Raw genomic sequence first — 17,175 nt, forward strand, 5'->3', positions numbered from 1 at the left:
TAAGGCACCGACAATAGTGAATCTTGCTCTAAAAAGCAGGGAGTGATTAATGCAAAAATTGTTCTTGTTACTGGCCTTAGTGTCGCTGTCATTTGCTAGCTCAATCAGTATGGCAAAAGAAGAGCTAACAAATGTCGCTAAAGAGCAGGCAAAAGGTGAGGTGGTAGCTGAATCTGAAATCGATCAAGGGTTAAAGAATTTTGGTTATATTTCTGGTTTGGCATTAAGTTGTGTGGCTAAGGCACAAAAAGTTGAGCTAGAGAACGAAGTATTAAATCTCAATGGCGATATTACCCGAACTTTGGGGGCTGATAGAGCCTTTCTATTTGCCGCAAGCTTTGGCTATGGCACTAATATTGAACTTAATCGAGAAGAGTGCAAAGAAATTTTAGCTACCTATGAGCAACGAGTCGCGGCCTTTAAACAAGGCTTAGGAGAGAAGTGATGAAAAGCTTCATTGTTGTCTTGATCGCAATGGTACTAGCAAGCTTAGTCTCTAGTTATGCGTACGCTGGTCGATACGAAGTTCGCAAAGAGATTCGAGAAGGGTATCGAGAAGTTAATCGTGAAAAACGCGAGGCCGCTATTGAGGTATTGCGTTGTAAAACTCGGCGTTGCGCTGCCAGAGAAATACGCGAGGGGCACCGCGAAGTGGCTCGTGAAAAACGAGAAGCTCGTCATGAAATTCGTCGTGCTATTCGCAAAGACAAATACAAAGACGACAGATGGCGCAATGAGAGGGATCTTATTGGAGGCATTATTGTTGCCGGTACCATTGTTAAAGTGGTTGAAGTAATTGCAGAAAGTGATAAAGATAAATAACGTATCACAACAATCATCACTAAAGTGTCGAGCCTTTTGAAAGTCGATTAGTGTATTTTTTTAGTTTTACTTGCCGTTTTATACAGATGTTAGTTTTAATACCCAATCCCCATTTATTTAACGTGGTGGTGTTTTGCATAGCATGGATGACATATCATGTGCTCGGTTATCATACGCTTTAGCCGACAATTACACGTTGGCTAGCGTTTGCTCCCTTTTCTTAGCTGTTATATACCATTTGACTGTAACACTTCCTACACCAGTTGATAAAAGTTCGAGCAAGAAGCTTTATTGGCCTGAATGCTTTTTTCATTATCTAGGCGCTTTTAAACGGAGCTTTAGTTAAAAGTCAAAAACAAACATTTTTTCGTTTCCTAAGGGGCTGTTTTATAACTTTAAAAGTGGTTTGGAGCACAATCATTGCTATTTTTTTAATATAAAATTCAAACTAGAAACATTGAACTTAGAGAATATTCAACTTTACTTAGTACATAAGTTGATTTGTATTCAAACTATTTTGAAGGGGAGGTTATTTGTCATCCGTACCTGCAAAACTCAATCAGAAAGTTTTTGCACCTGCCACCTTAGTCATCGCGAGTTTATTAGCCTTTACCTTGATTTGGCCTGAATATGCCGCCAAAAAGTTTAACGCCATTCAAGCCAGTATTACTTTAAACGGTAGCTGGTTTTATGTTTTAACCGTGGCGATTATTTTAGGTGTAGTGGTATTTTTAAGCTTGTCAAAATTTGGTGATATCAAGCTTGGGCCCGATCATTCGACTCCCGACTACTCTGTTGGTACGTGGATCTCTATGCTGTTTGCCGCCGGTATGGGCATTGGCTTAATGTTTTTTGGCGTTGCCGAGCCTTTGATGCATTATTTAGCCCCACCAACGGCTGAACCGGGCTCATTAGAAGCAATAAAAGAAGCAATGCGAATCACCTTTTTTCATTGGGGATTTCATGCCTGGGCAATATATGCTTTAGTTGCTCTAATTTTAGGCTATTTTGCCTATCGACAAAACCTTCCTTTGACCTTGCGCTCAGCGTTGCATCCACTGATTGGCGATAGAATCTATGGTTGGCCAGGTCACCTAGTAGACGTCTTTGCTGTGGTTAGTACGGTGTTTGGTACCGCAACCACCTTAGGCATAGGTGCAACACAAGTTAATTCGGGCTTAAATTACCTTTTTCAATTTGATATTAGCCAAGTAAATCAATTGATTATCATTGTAATCATTACCTTTTTTGCTTCGGTTTCAGTTGCCACGGGGTTAGATAAAGGGATCAAAATTTTATCTGAGCTCAATATGGGACTAGCTATTTTGTTGCTTTTACTTATTTTCTTTCTGGGGCCAACGGTATTTTTATTACAAGCATATTTACAAAATATTGGTGAATACTTGTCGAGTATCGTGTCAAAAACCTTTAACTTGTTTGCTTACGAGAAAAAAGATTGGATTGGTGGTTGGACAATATTTTATTGGGGCTGGTGGTTAGCTTGGGCACCCTTTGTTGGCTTATTTATTGCCCGTATATCTAAAGGACGAACCATTCGTGAGTTTATTTTAGGCGCATTATTTGTTCCTACGGCCTTTACTTTACTGTGGATGACGATTTTTGGAAATTCAGCTATTTCACTCGTGGTTGATGAAGGTGTCACCAAAATAGCAGAAATGGCCAGTGAAAATTCGTCCATTGCGTTGTTTGTGTTCTTAGACACATTACCTTGGTCCAATGTTTTGATTGTTGTCTCTATTATTATGATCATCATTTTCTTTGTCACCTCATGTGACTCAGGAGCCATGGTGATTGATATGTTGTGTTCAAATGGACGCAACGACACCCCAGTTTGGCAACGCTTATTTTGGGCCGTTTCTATGGGGGCAGTAGCGGGGACTTTGAGCTTGGTCGGTGGTTTAGAGGCCTTGCAAACCGTCACCATAGCCAGCGCTTTACCCTTTGCCGTTGTTCTTTTGTTTGCTTGTTATGGCTTAGCTAAGGCATTACGTATTGAATCCGCCAAACGTGATAGTTTACAGCTTAATTTAAGCTCTAATAACATTTACAGTGGCAGTGATGACTGGCAACAAAATTTGAACAACATTCTCTCCACCCCTAGTAAAAGTAACGTTAATGTGTTCATTAGCCGAACCGTTAAAAGAGCGTTTTATAAAGTGAAAGGGCAGTTTGAATTAAATGACGTTGATGTCAGCATTAAAATGGAAAAAACAGGGATTGAAATGAAGGTGTGTCATGGCGATGAATACGACTTTGTTTACAGTGTCTTTAAGAAAAAGTACAGCTATCCAGAATTTAATGTCAGCGAAGGTGTTGAGCCCGAAATATATTATCGCGCCGAAGTGCATCTTGTCGAAGGTGGTCAAGACTACGACATCATGGGGTGGTCGGAGCAAGCGGTGATAAACGATATTGTCGACCAATATCAAAAGCACTTGCACTTTTTACACTTGCTACGGGAATAGTTGCGAGCATATACCTTGTTTGGTGTAGTACGATTACCTTTATAAAAAATAACGTTTATTAGGCGATAATTTTTGGTTAACGGTTAACGGTTAACGGTTAACGGTTAACGATTAAAAGCCAAATAAACGTTTTTTCATCTTTCTTATAATGACAAACGATATGACCAGCTCGATATGGCTAGCTGATAGTGATGTTTTATGAAGATGCGCTTGTGTGATGCCCAATTTATATCATGTACGAGGCATTAATTTGTCGGTGTTTCTTTGATAAACTTGATGAAAGTCTTATTAATATGTTTTTATTGCGTATAAACTAAAATAATCTCTGCTGTAAAAACATTGTCAGCTACAAACCCATTAGAACGTTACCTATGAAAAAGAATCCCTTTGCAATCAAGTATTGTTTGTTCCCCTTATCCCTTAGCGTGTTGATTTTAGGTTGTACAAACACAGAATTGCCTGCCACTAACAGTAGCCAAAATAATGCTTACATAAGCACAAAAGCGAAACGGTTAGCGAATGTGGATGCCAATGTCGAAGCCATTTTGCAACAAATGACTCTTGAAGAAAAAATATCAATGGTGCATGCCAGTGGTAAGTTTCACGTTGATGCTATTGAGCGCTTAAACTTACCCGAGTTATGGCTTTCAGATGGACCACATGGGGTGCGTTATCAGCATGAAAAATACAGCTGGGCACCCGCCGGTTGGGATAACGATCATGCTACTTATTTACCGCATTTAACCTCGGTTGCGGCAAGCTGGAACATAGAAATGGCTTATGCCCATGGCTCAGTACTTGGCGCTGAAGCACGCGATCGTGGTAAAGACATTATTTTAGGACCCGGCGTAAACCTTGCTCGTTTGCCTTTGTATGGCCGTAATTTTGAATACATGGGCGAGGATCCTTTTTTAGCTTCGGCTCTTGTCGTGCCAGAAGTTAAAGCCATTCAAGCGCAAGATGTGGCGGCCAATGTTAAACATTATGCTTTAAATACTCAGGAATTAAATCGCATCGGGGTAAACGCCAAACCCGATGACCGAACTTTACGAGAAATTTATCTTCCGGTTTTCGAGGCCGCGGTAAAAGAAGGTGGGGTTTATTCCATTATGGGGGCTTATAACCAGTATATGGGTACCAATGCCAATCAATCTCGTAAATTGGTCAAAGACATACTGAAAGACGAATGGGGCTTTGATGGGGTGTTATTAACAGACTGGAACGTCGATATTAATACCTATGATGCGGCGATGAATGGTCTAGATTTAGAAATGGGCACCAATGTTGAGAGCTACGATGACTTTTTCTTTGCCAAGCCATTACAAGCGATGGTTGAGTCGGGCAAAGTGCCCATGTCGGTACTAGATGATAAAGTGCGACGCGTGTTGCGGTTAATGCACCGTGTTGGCTTGATGGACCCTGAGCGAAAGCCTGGTTCTCGTAATACCATAGAGCATCAACAAATTGCCCGTAAAATTGCCAGTGAAGGGGTAATTCTTCTTAAAAATGAACAACAAGTGTTGCCATTGGGAGCGGATATTAACAATATATTGGTATTAGGGCCTAATGCTGACCGTGTACATGGTCTTGGTGGCGGTTCCTCTGAGGTAAAAGCATTATATGAAATAACCCCATTACAGGGGCTCAAAAATGCTTTGCCAAATGCCAATATTACTTTTTTACGAGCGCGCGCTGATAAGTTAATGCCTATTGCCGCCGACTATATTGTCAGTCGGCATTGGACGGGCACCCCTGCTTGGACATTTACAAAATATCAAGACGCGACGAAACAGGTCAAACTGGAAGAAAACTGGATAGTTCAAGGCGAATATAGCCATAGCGCCAATGAAGCTGGTATTTATATTGAAATGGGGGCCGATATAAAACCGATAAAATCCGGCATACACCAGTTAAAATTGTCGTTAAACGGCAATGCCAGCTTAAAGATTAACGGCAAGCAAATATTTAATAATGAAAGTGACAAAACACACATTTTCACAAAACAGGTAGAATTAGATGCCAACCAAACTTACCGTTTTGAGCTGACTTATCAAAGTCCTGAACAAGGCGCTGGGCAATACCTGCTTGGTTGGGATGCCCCTGGTAATCCTTTTGTTGAACAAGATGTGTATTTAAAGGCGGCACAAGAAGCCGATGCCGTGATTTATTTTGGTGGTTTAAGCCATGGTGATGACAGAGAAGCCATCGATAGAAAAGATATGCGTTTACCTGGTGGGCAAGACGAGGTCATTAATAAGCTTTTAGCGGTCAATGATAATACTGTTATTTTTATGGTGGCGGGCTCGGCTGTTGAAATGCCTTGGCATCAAAAGGCCAGCACCATCGTTTGGGGCTGGTATGGTGGCATGGAAGCGGGCAATGCATTTGCCGATGTGCTATTTGGTGATGTAAATCCATCGGGCAAGTTACCGATCACATTACCAGAAAAATTAGAGCACTCAGCCCCCATCGCTTTAAATGATTACAATGCCAAAGAATCGTTATACAAAGAAGGCGTTTTTATTGGTTATCGTTGGTTTGAACAGCAAAACATTAAACCGATGTTTAGTTTTGGCCATGGCTTATCGTATACCCAGTTTAAGCTTGATCGTCTTAGAGTAAATAAAACAACCTTGTTTGCGGACCAAGACTTAGAAGTCAATGTAAGGGTGGCTAATGTCGGCAAGTACCCTGGTGCCGAAGTGGTTCAGGTTTACTTACAAGATGTTAACGCCAGCGTACCAATGCCGATAAAAGCATTAAAAGGCTTTACTAAGGTTTACCTTGAGCCGGGAGAGGTAAAAACAGTGACGATTAACATTAACCCTAGAGCGTTTGCGTTTTGGCGTGAAGATCAAGGAGCTTGGGTGACGGAGCCTGGAGAGTTTGTGGTTCATGTCGGAAATAGCTTGGACAATATTGTTGCAAGCCAACGCGTTGATGTTTTAGCTCGTTAGTACCTATATTCCCAATAAAGACGGCAGTTCACACTGACAACTTAGGGCACATCGCTTTTGTTGTTGTCACTGTTTGCTAGGCGCTCATTAGTGTAAATAATGTAATAAGGGCGAGCAATATTATTACTTGCCCTTATGTCAAGGTGTTAATTTCAACGGTAAATTATTTGCCTTATTGGACAGATAAATTTAGCTGCAATATCCGCTTAGTACAGTTTATTTTTGGCGGTAAATATCGTTAACAGCTTCGCTACCATCAACGGTTTCATTCGCTTTCTTTAACGCGTCTTTATCTGCTATAGCCTGTTCTTTGGCGCTTTTTCTTGCCTTTACTTTGGTTTTTTTCTTGTTGCCTTGCGTTGTTGGTGCTTCTTGTTCTAAGAGTTCACGCTCAAAGTCAAACATCACTTCATTATGGTTATTGTCGAGTTCATCAGCATCAACATCACCATCAACAGTGTCTTGTTCCTTGCCATGGTGGGGCTCGTTCAACGCTTTATTTGTAGTGGCCGTTGTTTGTTTTTGTTGTTGCTTTTGACTGTACTGCTGAAGGCGACTTTGATCACGCTCTTTATTACGATTCACTAAGTTTTCTATTAACTGTGCTAAATGTTGTTCGGCCCAGGCGCTGGCCTCGTCTTTAGTAGCAAAACCGGTTTGTCTTTTTGATACAACTTTTTTACTTGAAGTGGCTTGACGTTGAATTTCAGCGGTCCACGTATTGTTACGTTTTTCACTGACGCGAAAGGTATATTTAGGGGATTTGCTCATGGCTATCTCTTGTTGAAGGCAATAGCTCTATTTTACACTAAAAGCTAAGGTAAGGTGCGAGCTTTTAATCGCATTTTTCAATCATCTTGTTATGGCTGGTTTGATGAGCCGAATAAGTTTACTTCAGCTTGGGTTAAATGGCGCGCCTCGCCAACAGCAAGATTATTGTCAAGTGACAAATCGCCAATGGCTTGTCGGTGCAATTGAATTACCGGGTTTTGAAATCGACCGAACATCCGCTTTATTTGATGATACTTTCCTTCTTTTAACCACACTTGAGCTTGATAAGTCGATGTGATCAGCATTTTCGCCGGCAAGGTGGTTATATTTTCGTAGCCAAAATACATCCCGTTGGCAAACGCATCAATGTAGTGTTCATCAAGAGGGTTTTGAACCGTTACTAAGTAATGTTTATCAATTTTATGTTCTGGTTGAGTTATGCTTTCTGCCCACTCACTGTTATTGGTTAATAGTACCAAACCTGTGGTGTTTTTATCGAGTCGGCCAACAATATGTAAGTGTGATTTAAATGGAAATTGCGTATTGTCTAATAAATCTATCACCGTGGTGTGTTCATCATCTTTGGTCGCGCAAACCACCCCTTTAGGCTTACTAAGCATTAAATAATAAGCGCATTGTTGGCTTAATATCTTATCATCAAAACGGATATAACTGAATTTATCAACAATTTGACCAATATTCTCGGCAACTTGGCCATCAACTAAGACCCGTTTTTGCGCCAACATTAAACGAACATCTCGTCGGCTTATGGCAAGTTTTTGGCTGATAAATTTATCTAAACGAGTTCGTTGCATTCTGGGCTACTTAAGGGCTTAAGGGTGATATTAATAAGCGATAATTAATTGAGATATTTTTCTGCTTTTCCTAGGAAAAAATTCAATCTAAAGATATATTCTAAACTTAAGCATATTTTATAAATACATCAATGCGTTACTTACAGTGCATTTTTGCCACAGCAGCGTGCTTTAAAGCTTTGAGCCGAGCAGGACTGATATTTTACCTTAGAGGGGGAACGTGTGGAAACAGTTAATTCGGCGGTAGATTTAGATGAATTGATTGAACTACTGGAAAGCGAGCCATTAGAGCTTGGCGAACAATATGAGCAGTTAAATGCGTTTCAATGGTCAGGGATTTTTGAAAGCTTAACCAATGAACAAAGATTGGCACTTTGGCCTTACATCGACAGTCGTTTGCAAAGTGGTACCTTGTCTGAAATGCGCGAAGATGCTCGGCTGCAATTTTTATCGGTACTGCCACAAGGCTCTATTGAACAAACGATTCGTCAAGGTACCAATAACGAGGCGGTCGATATTCTTGAGTCATTGCCTGAAAAGGCTGTGTCAAAAATCATTAAAAAGCTTACGCCGGCCAATAAAAGTCAAATCGAAACCTCGCTAAGTTATGATGAAGAGCAAGTTGGTCGATACACCAATCAGCAGGTATATACCATTGATGAGCAAGAAAATGTGGCGGCAGTTCTTGATGAACTTAAGTCGGGTGAAAGCAATTTGGAAACCAGCAACTTTATTGTGGTCGATGAACACATGCAATTGTTGGGCGAAATTTCATTAAACGAGCTATTAAACGCCAACGAACAAGCCAAAATAGGGGACTTGTGCCAAGTTTATGAACACATTATTAATGCTGAACAATCTTTGCTTGAAGCCTCTAATTTAATTCAAGCCAGTCAAAAGAACTATTTGCCTGTGGTTAAAGGTGACGGGCAATTTTTTGGCGTGTTTTCCATTCATGACGCCCTAGATGTTTTTCAAGAATACTACGAAGCGCAATTTGCTCATTTGGGTAAGGTGAGTGACGAAGATTTATTCTCGCCAGTTTTGGTCAGTAGCCGCCGACGAGCGGTATGGCTTGGGATCAATTTAATTACCGCATTTTTGGCGTCTATGGTGATAGGTTTATTTGACAAAGTATTGGTTGAAGTCGTAGCTCTTGCGGTCTTGATGCCGATTGTCGCGAGTATGGGGGGGATTACCGGTAGCCAGTCTTTAACCTTAACGGTGCGCGGTTTAGCAACCGGCCAAATCAGTCCTGGTAACTTGAAAACACTGCGAAATAAAGAATTTTTGGTTGCCTTTAGTAATAGCCTTTTGTGGGCTGTGTTAATTTCTATTATTTGTTATTTTTGGTTTGAAAACCCATTGCTTTCTTTTCTTATCGCGTTGGCGATTGTGATTAATATGCTAGTGGCGTCGTTGTCTGGCGTATACATACCGGTGTTATTGGAGAAGTTTGGCGTTGATCCTGCCATTGCCGGTTCGGTGATTTTAACAACAGTGACCGATGTGGTCGGTTTTTGGGTGTTTTTGGGGAGCGCCTCCTTGGTATTTTTACTTTGACATTGCAAAAATAAAGATCAAAAACCCATCAGGTTTCCTATACTTATGGTTTTAATGAAAGGCGCCTTTCATTTTGTTCATCTCGTTGCGAGATATTTAATATTTACCCTTATTTTCCAACAATTAAAGGCCTAATGAATGAAAATTGCTATTTTGTCGAGAAGCTCAAACCTCTATTCCACTCGACGCATAAAAGAAGCCGCAGAGCAACGTGGCCATGAAGTTGATGTTATCGACACTCTTCACTGCTATATGGATATAACCAGTAGTAAACCAGCGGTACGTTATCATGGTAAAGCCTTACCTGTGTACGACGCCATTATTCCTCGAATTGGGGCGTCGATAACCTTTTACGGCACCGCTGTTGCGAGACAATTTGAAATGATGGGCACGTTTAACGTTAATGAATCCGTGGCGATCAGTCGCTCACGCGATAAGCTACGTTCATTGCAATTACTATCACGTAAAGGCGTTGGTTTGCCCAGAACGGGCTTTGCAAGTCAAGCCGATCATGTTAAGGATTTAATTCGCAATGTCGGCGGCGCACCACTGGTCATTAAGTTACTTGAAGGTACTCAGGGCATCGGCGTGGTTTTAGCCGATACGGAAAAAGCCGCAGAGAGTATTATTGAAGCTTTTATGGGCTTAAATGCCAATATCCTTGTGCAGGAGTTTATTAAAGAAGCCGGCGGGGCCGATATTCGCTGTTTAGTCATAGGGGGTAAGGTGGTCGCGGCGATGAAACGCCAAGGAGCCGAAGGCGAATTTAGATCAAACCTACACCGAGGTGGCAGTGCTCAAGTGGTTAAGCTGACCAAACAAGAACGTGAGACCGCAATTAAGGCAGCCCAAGTCATGGGACTTAATTTTTGTGGGGTAGACCTACTGCGCTCAGACCATGGCCCGATGGTGATGGAAGTGAACTCTTCTCCTGGCTTAGAAGGTATAGAAACCGCAACCAAATTAGATGTTGCCAGTAAGTTAATTGAATTTTTGGAGAAAAATGCCAAATTCCATGCCAACCGCACTAAAGGGCAAGGCTGATCCATTCCATTGATATATGTAAGGAAATTCTATGTCTGAGTTTAGAATAGGTGAGCACGTTATCTTACCTGGTGAAAAGAAGAAAATTGATTTACCAGTTGCCAAACTTTATACCGACTCGAGTATTGACTTACCGGTATATATTATTCGAGGTAAGAGAGCTGGGCCGACAATGTTTATCAGTGCGGCCGTTCATGGCGATGAGCTAAACGGCATTGAAATTATCCGTCGTCTTATCAATTTAAAGGGCTTTAAAATTTCTGCTGGTACTTTAATCGCTGTACCTATGGTTAATGTGTATGGGGTGGTTAACCAAAGCCGTTATTTACCCGATAGAAGAGACTTAAATCGCTGTTTTCCTGGTTCTGCCAATGGTTCATTAGCTGCACGTCTGGCCAATACTTTCTTGAGTGAAATCGTCAGCCAGTGCGATTATGGAATAGATTTACATACTGGCGCAATTCATCGCTCTAATTTACCGCAAATTAGAGCGGACTTAAGCGATGAAGAAACCCGCATTTTGGCTAATGTCTTTGCCGTTCCCGTGGTGCTAAATGCCAATATACGCGATGGCTCATTACGAGAGTCGGCGGTTAAAAATGGTACCCGAGTGTTGTTGTACGAAGCCGGTGAAGCCCTTCGTTTTGATGAATTTTCAATTCGAGCCGGGATCAAAGGCATTGTGAATGTTCTGAGGCATCTTAAAATGATGCCCAAAAAACGTAGCACCAAAGCATCTCAAGAGCCTTTTGTGGCCAACAGCAGTGGTTGGGTACGGGCCAATGCCAGTGGTTTTGTTAGTCATTTGTTCAACCTTGGTGATCAAGTTAAAAAAGGTGAGGTTGTTGCCAATATTGGCAGTCCATATGGCGAGGTGCTAGGTCAAGTCATTGCCAACAAAAGTGGGGTGATTATTGGTAAACAAAATATTCCTTTGGTACAAGAGGGGGAGGCGATGTATCACATTGCTTATTTTGCTGAAGATGAAGAAGACATTGCCGATCATATTGAAAGCATTGAAGATGAGTTGGTGCAACAAACTGAAAATAGTGATGAATTGTTATGACAAATTACACCTTAATAGGCTATGCAGAGCATATTGATTTACCGGAGTTAGGACTGTTTCGTTTACCGGTTAAAGTCGACTCTGGGGCACAAACCTCCTCCCTTCATGTCGATGAACTGACATTAACGAAAGTTGATAACAAAGACTATGTCAGCTTTGAGTTACGACCAGAATACTTTCCCATTGATCAGGTTATAAAATGTCAGTGTGAACTTTATGATACGCGCAATATTACCTCTTCTAATGGCATTAAAGAGAGGCGCTATGTGATTAAAACACCAATTTCGTTCGCAGCTATGGATTGGCATATTGAAATTACTTTAACCAATCGCTCTAAAATGAAATTTATGATGTTGTTTGGACGACAAGCCATGAGCGAACGTTTTCTTATTGATGTCTCTAAAACGTATATGTTTGATTAACCCGCGTTAAATAACAGTTAACCAAGCTAGAGCTGTATTCAGTTGGCTATAGCTTATCACTTAGTGTTTTTATTTACTTATCTCTGTTTTACTTTTGTACACCTATTCAATAACATAAAGGTATTGATGACAGTTTTTTTATAGGATATATAGATGTCGGAATTAACGCCTTTTCATCTGGCTGTTCAAGTGCGAGATATCGCAGAAGCCAGAGCATTTTACGGTGAAAAGTTAGGTTTTGAAGAGGGGCGTAGCTCAGCACAATGGATTGACTTTAATATGTTTGGTCATCAATTTGTTGTGCATTTAAACTCTCAGCTCTCAAAAGAAGGAAAAGTCCCTCATATTTCTAATCAAGTTGATGGGAAGGGCGTGCCTGTTCCCCATTTTGGCGTGGTGATGGAAATGACTCAATGGCGTTTGTTTGCAGACCGGTTAGCCTCGGTGATTGATTCTTTTGTTATTGAACCTTATATACGTTTTGAAGGCCAACCTGGTGAACAAGGAACTTTATTTTTTCTTGATCCATCAGGTAATGCTCTTGAATTTAAGGGGTTTAGTAACATTCAACAAGATGTATTTAAAACCGACTAAGACGTTACTCAAGCCCATTATTGCTACCACGAAAAATGGGATCATACGATCCCATTTTATGTTAAATCTAAGGTTATTAGCTGACTGTTGTTTTAACCGCAATTATGCAAGAGACTTAGCTTGATTAATTTGGCTATGCTCTTTAACCATTTTTAATAGATAGTAAATATTTACAAACATGATAAAACCATTCATTAGGGCAACTGGCATGGCCCCAATAGAAAAGCCATAAGCGCTAAACATGGCGCAACCAATCATATTCGCGACACGTAAATGCACTATATTTTTCATCATTAATGAAATAGCTACTACAACTGATGCGGTAAAACCAAATAATTCTATTGCGTCCATAATACAAACCTATGTTAAGTACAGGCTGGCTCATCATGAACAGTAATAGCATCCCGTGCTTAAGTCTGTAGTTGAATTGTCTTACATGATTACAGAAGAAATCGGTAAGAATTAAATATTAACGTTACGGATGTCATTCTATCAGGTGTTGGGTGTTTGTCTTTAGTTTGTACAATTAATAACTATTTTTTTCGTTTTGCGACAATTTCTTGAACTCCCAATCAAATAGGCAATAATTAATTGGTGGCAGTTAAAGTAAATACTCGTCTTTTTATTCAAGCTAATTTATATTTAAAAAGAAGGGCTTAACTAATATTTGACGATATTTCGACCCAGAGAAAATAATAAAAGTGCTTATTTAACGGTTTACAAGCTGTTAAGATGTAGCCTAACAAACAATAGCTAGTGGTATCTTTAAGTGAATGCAGCAATAGCACCCCAAACTCTTTTTCATAAGACTTTTCATCACTCAACCAGTGAAGAATGGGTGATCTTTGTGCATGGTGCTGGGGGCAGTTCATCGATTTGGTTTAAGCAAATTAAAGAGTATAAAAAGCACTTTAATTTGTTATTGCTCGATTTAAGAGGGCATGGTAAATCACAAAGTTTTTCACTAAAGAATGTGTTTAAAGACCCTTACAGCTTTAAAGTCGTCACCCTAGATATCATCGAATTAATGGATCATTTAAAAATTCATAGTGCTCATTTTGTGGGGATATCTCTTGGCACTATTTTAATTCGAAACTTGGCTGAGTTAGCTCCGCAACGAGTCAGAACTATGGTCTTAGGTGGTGCGGTGACTCGGTTGAATTTTCGTTCACAAATATTGGTTAACATTGGTGATAGGTGTAAAAACTTCATCCCTTACATGTGGCTTTACCGCTTATTTGCTTATATTCTGATGCCGAAAAAGACCCAAGCTGAATCGCGTAACCTATTTATTCGAGAAGCTAAACAACTCTGCCAACAAGAATTTAAACGCTGGTTTAAACTTGCCGGTGATGTTAATCCACTAATGAAGTATTTTCGTGAGAATGAAATGCCAACCCCAACATTGTACTTAATGGGAGCCGATGATTATATGTTTATCAGACCCGTACAAGAGATGGTGGCGATTCACCCACGAAGCCAGTTACAAGAGATTTCTCAATGCGGGCATGTTTGTAACGTAGAAAAACCGAAAGAGTTTAATTTTTATTCGATAAACTTTATTAAACAACACAGTTGACTTTACCTGTGCATTTATCTTTTTGGTGACTTTAACCCCTATCTCTTCAATCATTGTTTTCAATCCACTTAGCCTCAAAGCAAGCTCGTTTTAACCATCGCAATACCAATAGAAGCGTTATCTCGGTGGCGATAACGAAAATCACGAAAACATCAACAACCTTAGCCTTTACGTTGCCGTTTGTTTAGTAACCATTTAATTTTTTTGGTTTAATCACCACATCTTATCCTTGCTTGATTCTCCTTTGGGTATTTTTGCTCTAAGGGCATTTCTTCACTACGTCATTGTCGTTACATTTTGGTGCACTTGTTGGGTTTAAAATCTTGTTTTCTACACAGTGAACTGATGCAAAAAAAAATTGATCTGTTTATTTTTTAAACGCGTAGGTCAATGAGTAGTTAATAACAATGAATAAAAGTGGCTTGTTAGAGCAAGCTAAAACTGAACAACTGAGGATTTAAAAATGGAAAAGTTAACCAAACTCCTTCTCGTTACACTGACCTTTTTTCTGATTACGGCCTGTGATGACGACGATGACTCCTCCAGAGATACCCCTGAAACCATTGTCGAAGTAGCCTCTTCAAATGACAATTTTACCATCTTAGTCGCGGCACTCGAAGCTACAGGTTTAGATTCTACCTTGAGCAATCCTGATGCCGAATTTACGGTCTTTGCTCCAACGGATGCCGCTTTTGAAAAGCTTGGCACCGACACCATAAATGCACTTCTTGCCGATCCCGACACGCTCAGTAATATTTTAACCTATCATGTGTTGTCGGGTACGGTACTGTCTGATGCTGCCATAGCCAGTGCCGGCAGTACGGTGGCTACGGTTAACGGCGACAGCATAGGTCTCTCATTAAATGGGAACGAGCTGTTGGTTAATACCAGTACGGTTACTCAAACCGATGTGATAACAGATAATGGGGTGATTCATGTTATCGACGCGGTGTTATTACCACCGCAGTTATCAGCCAATCCAACTATGAATATAGTCGACACAGCGGTATCTGCAGGACAGTTCACGACTTTAGTGTCTTTACTTCAAGCAACCGGTTTAGATACGGTGTTAGCCGATGAATCGATGACCTATACAGTGTTCGCTCCAACCGACACGGCTTTTTCAATGATTGACCAAGAAACTTTGCAATTGTTGCTCAACAATCCTGATGTGCTTAAAAATATCCTGCTACAACACGTTGTACCTGGGGCGGTAGATTCGGTCAGGGCATATTCGCTAAACGGGAGTAATGCAACAACGGCCTCGGAGGCTGAAATTGCGTTAGCGGTAAATGCGATGACCGATATGTTAACTTTCGGCGATGCAAATGTGGTGACCAAAGATGTGAATACGACTAATGGTATTATCCATGTTATTGATGCGGTTGTAATTGCCGATGTGGCATTGCCAGAGCCGGCCATGAGCATTGTTGATGTGGCTGTTGGCAACGGTAATTTCACCACTTTGGTCGCTGCTCTTCAAGCCACTGGTTTAGATACGGTATTAGCTGACCTCGAAACTGACTACACGGTTTTTGCGCCAACCGATGAGGCCTTTGCTTTGCTAGGTCAAGACACCATTAATGCGTTGTTAAATGATACCGAAGCACTGTCGAATATCTTGCTTTATCACGTTGTCAGCGGCGCTAAAGTCATGTCAGATGGTGCCGTCGGGGTTGCTCAATCAGACAGTCCTTTTGTCGACATGGCGAACCAGCAAAGCTTGGCACTTAGTTTCAATAACTCAATGTTGTACGCCAACCAGTCGTTAATATCTGGTGCTGATGTAATGGCTGACAATGGTGTCATTCATGTGGTTGACCAAGTTATTTTGCCACCAGAAATAAAACAACCTTCGGATTTAAGTATTGTCGATGTCGCTCTCGCCAACGAAGACTTCTCGACGTTAGTAACGGCGCTAACGGCAGCCGATTTGGTAACCACCTTAGCCGATGAGCAGCAGACCTTCACGGTATTTGCACCAACCAATGCGGCATTTGCCAAAATCCCAACAGACACGCTCAATGCATTGTTAGGCGATACCGCAGCACTGAGCCAAGTACTATTGCAACATGTGGTTAGTGGCGCTGAAATTTCATCGACTACGGCATTTGCTGCTAACGGGACATCGGTTAATACCGCGGCCAATGACGATGTATCCGTGTCTTTAGTCAATTTTACCAAAGCTTCTAATACCAGCTCTGATGAAGTTGCATACGATGCAACACAACAAATCTTAGTTGGCGGTCAAGGCTCAGCGAAACCCGGATTTAGTTTATATGTATTTGACAACGATTTAGGCAGTTCAGGCAGTGTTTGTAATGATGCCTGCGCGACAAACTGGCCACCTGTTTTAGTGACCGATAATGATGTCAGTAACATTGAGGGCCTGAGTGTCGTTACCCGTGATGACGGTTCATTACAAGCGGCATATTTAGGACGCCCACTTTACTACTTTATCAATGATACCCAAGCCGGTGACCAAAACGGTCAAGGCGTTATTGATAAGTGGTGGCTAGTTAACTTACCGCAAGTGTCATTGCAAATCCAAGGCAGCAACGTGATCACCAAAGACATATACACCAGCAATGGGGTGATTCATGTTATTGATACGGTGATAACGGAAACGTTAGCGCAATAGTAAAAGGACTGTTTAAACGCTATAGCTTATTGCTTGGTATAAAGTGAACTTTTTATCAAGCAACCCAGTATGTATAAGCAAGTGGCTAATGCCCTGCATATCAAAACTTGAACACTCTGTAGTGTTGTAACGTGACGATGATAAATCAAAGTTTTGAGCTGATGTATTGTCGTAAGTATCAACCTTTTAACCTTTTAACCTTTTAACCTTTTAGATAAGGGCTAAGTTTGTCCCTAGAGTGGTCATTACCCTGAGATGATCACTCGAAAATCCTTTGGCCGCCATACGTCAAAGGTAATCTTTGCGCCCAATCACCTTGATTGGGCGTTTTTTTATGGATGTTTCTTTCATCAATTAAACAAACATTTGGCCGATCATTGATCATTAACTCACTCTGCTACGTAATTATTTAGAG

The 17,175-nt window shown here is 40.9% G+C and carries 14 protein-coding genes; 11 read left to right on the forward strand and 3 right to left on the reverse strand.

Features of this window, described 5'->3' with window-relative positions:
* Nucleotides 1–49: 49 nt before the first annotated feature.
* From ACAY00_RS04715 to ACAY00_RS04730, 4 genes are all read left to right on the forward strand, one after another.
* Entirely contained in the window at nt 50–445 is a 396-nt protein-coding gene (locus ACAY00_RS04715; RefSeq protein ID WP_371377938.1) for a hypothetical protein, read from the forward strand.
* A complete protein-coding gene (locus ACAY00_RS04720; RefSeq protein ID WP_371377942.1) occupies nt 445–822 on the forward strand; it encodes a hypothetical protein in 378 nt (125 codons plus the stop codon). Before ACAY00_RS04715 ends, ACAY00_RS04720 begins: the two co-directional genes overlap by 1 nt.
* A 533-nt stretch (nt 823–1,355) precedes the next feature.
* Entirely contained in the window at nt 1,356–3,308 is a 1,953-nt protein-coding gene (locus tag ACAY00_RS04725) for a BCCT family transporter (RefSeq protein ID WP_371377945.1), read from the forward strand.
* Between the two features lie 371 nt (nt 3,309–3,679).
* Complete coding sequence (locus ACAY00_RS04730; protein ID WP_371377948.1) at nt 3,680–6,265, forward strand: glycoside hydrolase family 3 C-terminal domain-containing protein; 2,586 nt, start codon at nt 3,680–3,682, stop codon at nt 6,263–6,265.
* Nucleotides 6,266–6,481: 216 nt separating this feature from the next.
* Here ACAY00_RS04730 and ACAY00_RS04735 read toward each other — a convergent pair whose 3' ends face one another.
* A complete protein-coding gene (locus tag ACAY00_RS04735) occupies nt 6,482–7,036 on the reverse strand; it encodes a DUF3622 domain-containing protein (RefSeq protein ID WP_371377951.1) in 555 nt (184 codons plus the stop codon).
* Between the two features lie 89 nt (nt 7,037–7,125).
* Entirely contained in the window at nt 7,126–7,851 is a 726-nt protein-coding gene (locus ACAY00_RS04740; RefSeq protein WP_371377954.1) for a pseudouridine synthase, read from the reverse strand.
* 222 nt (nt 7,852–8,073) lie between these two features.
* Here ACAY00_RS04740 and ACAY00_RS04745 point away from each other — a divergent pair, with 222 nt between their 5' ends.
* From ACAY00_RS04745 to ACAY00_RS04765, 5 genes are all read left to right on the forward strand, one after another.
* A complete protein-coding gene (locus ACAY00_RS04745) occupies nt 8,074–9,414 on the forward strand; it encodes a magnesium transporter (RefSeq protein WP_371377957.1) in 1,341 nt (446 codons plus the stop codon).
* Nucleotides 9,415–9,552: 138 nt separating this feature from the next.
* Nucleotides 9,553–10,458, forward strand: coding sequence for a 30S ribosomal protein S6--L-glutamate ligase (gene rimK, locus ACAY00_RS04750; protein ID WP_371377960.1), 906 nt, complete (start codon nt 9,553–9,555; stop codon nt 10,456–10,458).
* A 31-nt stretch (nt 10,459–10,489) separates the two neighbouring features.
* A complete protein-coding gene (locus ACAY00_RS04755; protein ID WP_371377962.1) occupies nt 10,490–11,524 on the forward strand; it encodes a succinylglutamate desuccinylase/aspartoacylase family protein in 1,035 nt (344 codons plus the stop codon).
* Nucleotides 11,521–11,946, forward strand: a complete 426-nt coding sequence (locus ACAY00_RS04760) for an ATP-dependent zinc protease (protein WP_371377965.1) — start codon at nt 11,521–11,523, stop codon at nt 11,944–11,946. Before ACAY00_RS04755 ends, ACAY00_RS04760 begins: the two co-directional genes overlap by 4 nt.
* A gap of 153 nt (nt 11,947–12,099) precedes the next feature.
* Nucleotides 12,100–12,540, forward strand: coding sequence for a VOC family protein (locus ACAY00_RS04765; RefSeq protein WP_371377968.1), 441 nt, complete (start codon nt 12,100–12,102; stop codon nt 12,538–12,540).
* Between the two features lie 102 nt (nt 12,541–12,642).
* Here ACAY00_RS04765 and ACAY00_RS04770 read toward each other — a convergent pair whose 3' ends face one another.
* On the reverse strand, nt 12,643–12,891 hold the full coding sequence (locus ACAY00_RS04770) for a YgjV family protein (RefSeq protein WP_371377971.1): 249 nt from the start codon (nt 12,889–12,891) through the stop codon (nt 12,643–12,645).
* A gap of 418 nt (nt 12,892–13,309) precedes the next feature.
* Between ACAY00_RS04770 and ACAY00_RS04775 the strand changes: the two genes are divergently transcribed.
* Together ACAY00_RS04775 and ACAY00_RS04780 are read left to right on the forward strand one after the other, a co-directional pair.
* Nucleotides 13,310–14,119: an alpha/beta fold hydrolase gene (locus tag ACAY00_RS04775; protein ID WP_371377974.1), complete on the forward strand. Its 810-nt coding sequence runs from the start codon at nt 13,310–13,312 to the stop codon at nt 14,117–14,119.
* Nucleotides 14,120–14,582: 463 nt separating this feature from the next.
* Entirely contained in the window at nt 14,583–16,760 is a 2,178-nt protein-coding gene (locus ACAY00_RS04780; protein ID WP_371377976.1) for a fasciclin domain-containing protein, read from the forward strand.
* Nucleotides 16,761–17,175 lie beyond the last annotated feature (415 nt).

Source organism: Thalassotalea sp. 273M-4 (genome assembly GCF_041410465.1).
In the GTDB taxonomy this organism is placed as follows: Bacteria; Pseudomonadota; Gammaproteobacteria; order Enterobacterales; family Alteromonadaceae; genus Thalassotalea_A; species Thalassotalea_A aquiviva.

Coding starts and splice junctions, on each gene's coding strand:
- ACAY00_RS04715 (WP_371377938.1), top strand. CDS start 50: ATGCAAAAATTGTTCTTGTTACTGGCCTTAGTGTCGCTGTCATTTGCT.
- ACAY00_RS04720 (WP_371377942.1), top strand. CDS start 445: ATGAAAAGCTTCATTGTTGTCTTGATCGCAATGGTACTAGCAAGCTTA.
- ACAY00_RS04730 (WP_371377948.1), top strand. CDS start 3,680: ATGAAAAAGAATCCCTTTGCAATCAAGTATTGTTTGTTCCCCTTATCC.
- ACAY00_RS04735 (WP_371377951.1), bottom strand. CDS start 7,036: ATGAGCAAATCCCCTAAATATACCTTTCGCGTCAGTGAAAAACGTAAC.
- ACAY00_RS04740 (WP_371377954.1), bottom strand. CDS start 7,851: ATGCAACGAACTCGTTTAGATAAATTTATCAGCCAAAAACTTGCCATA.
- rimK (WP_371377960.1), top strand. CDS start 9,553: ATGAAAATTGCTATTTTGTCGAGAAGCTCAAACCTCTATTCCACTCGA.
- ACAY00_RS04755 (WP_371377962.1), top strand. CDS start 10,490: ATGTCTGAGTTTAGAATAGGTGAGCACGTTATCTTACCTGGTGAAAAG.
- ACAY00_RS04760 (WP_371377965.1), top strand. CDS start 11,521: ATGACAAATTACACCTTAATAGGCTATGCAGAGCATATTGATTTACCG.
- ACAY00_RS04765 (WP_371377968.1), top strand. CDS start 12,100: ATGTCGGAATTAACGCCTTTTCATCTGGCTGTTCAAGTGCGAGATATC.
- ACAY00_RS04770 (WP_371377971.1), bottom strand. CDS start 12,891: ATGGACGCAATAGAATTATTTGGTTTTACCGCATCAGTTGTAGTAGCT.
- ACAY00_RS04780 (WP_371377976.1), top strand. CDS start 14,583: ATGGAAAAGTTAACCAAACTCCTTCTCGTTACACTGACCTTTTTTCTG.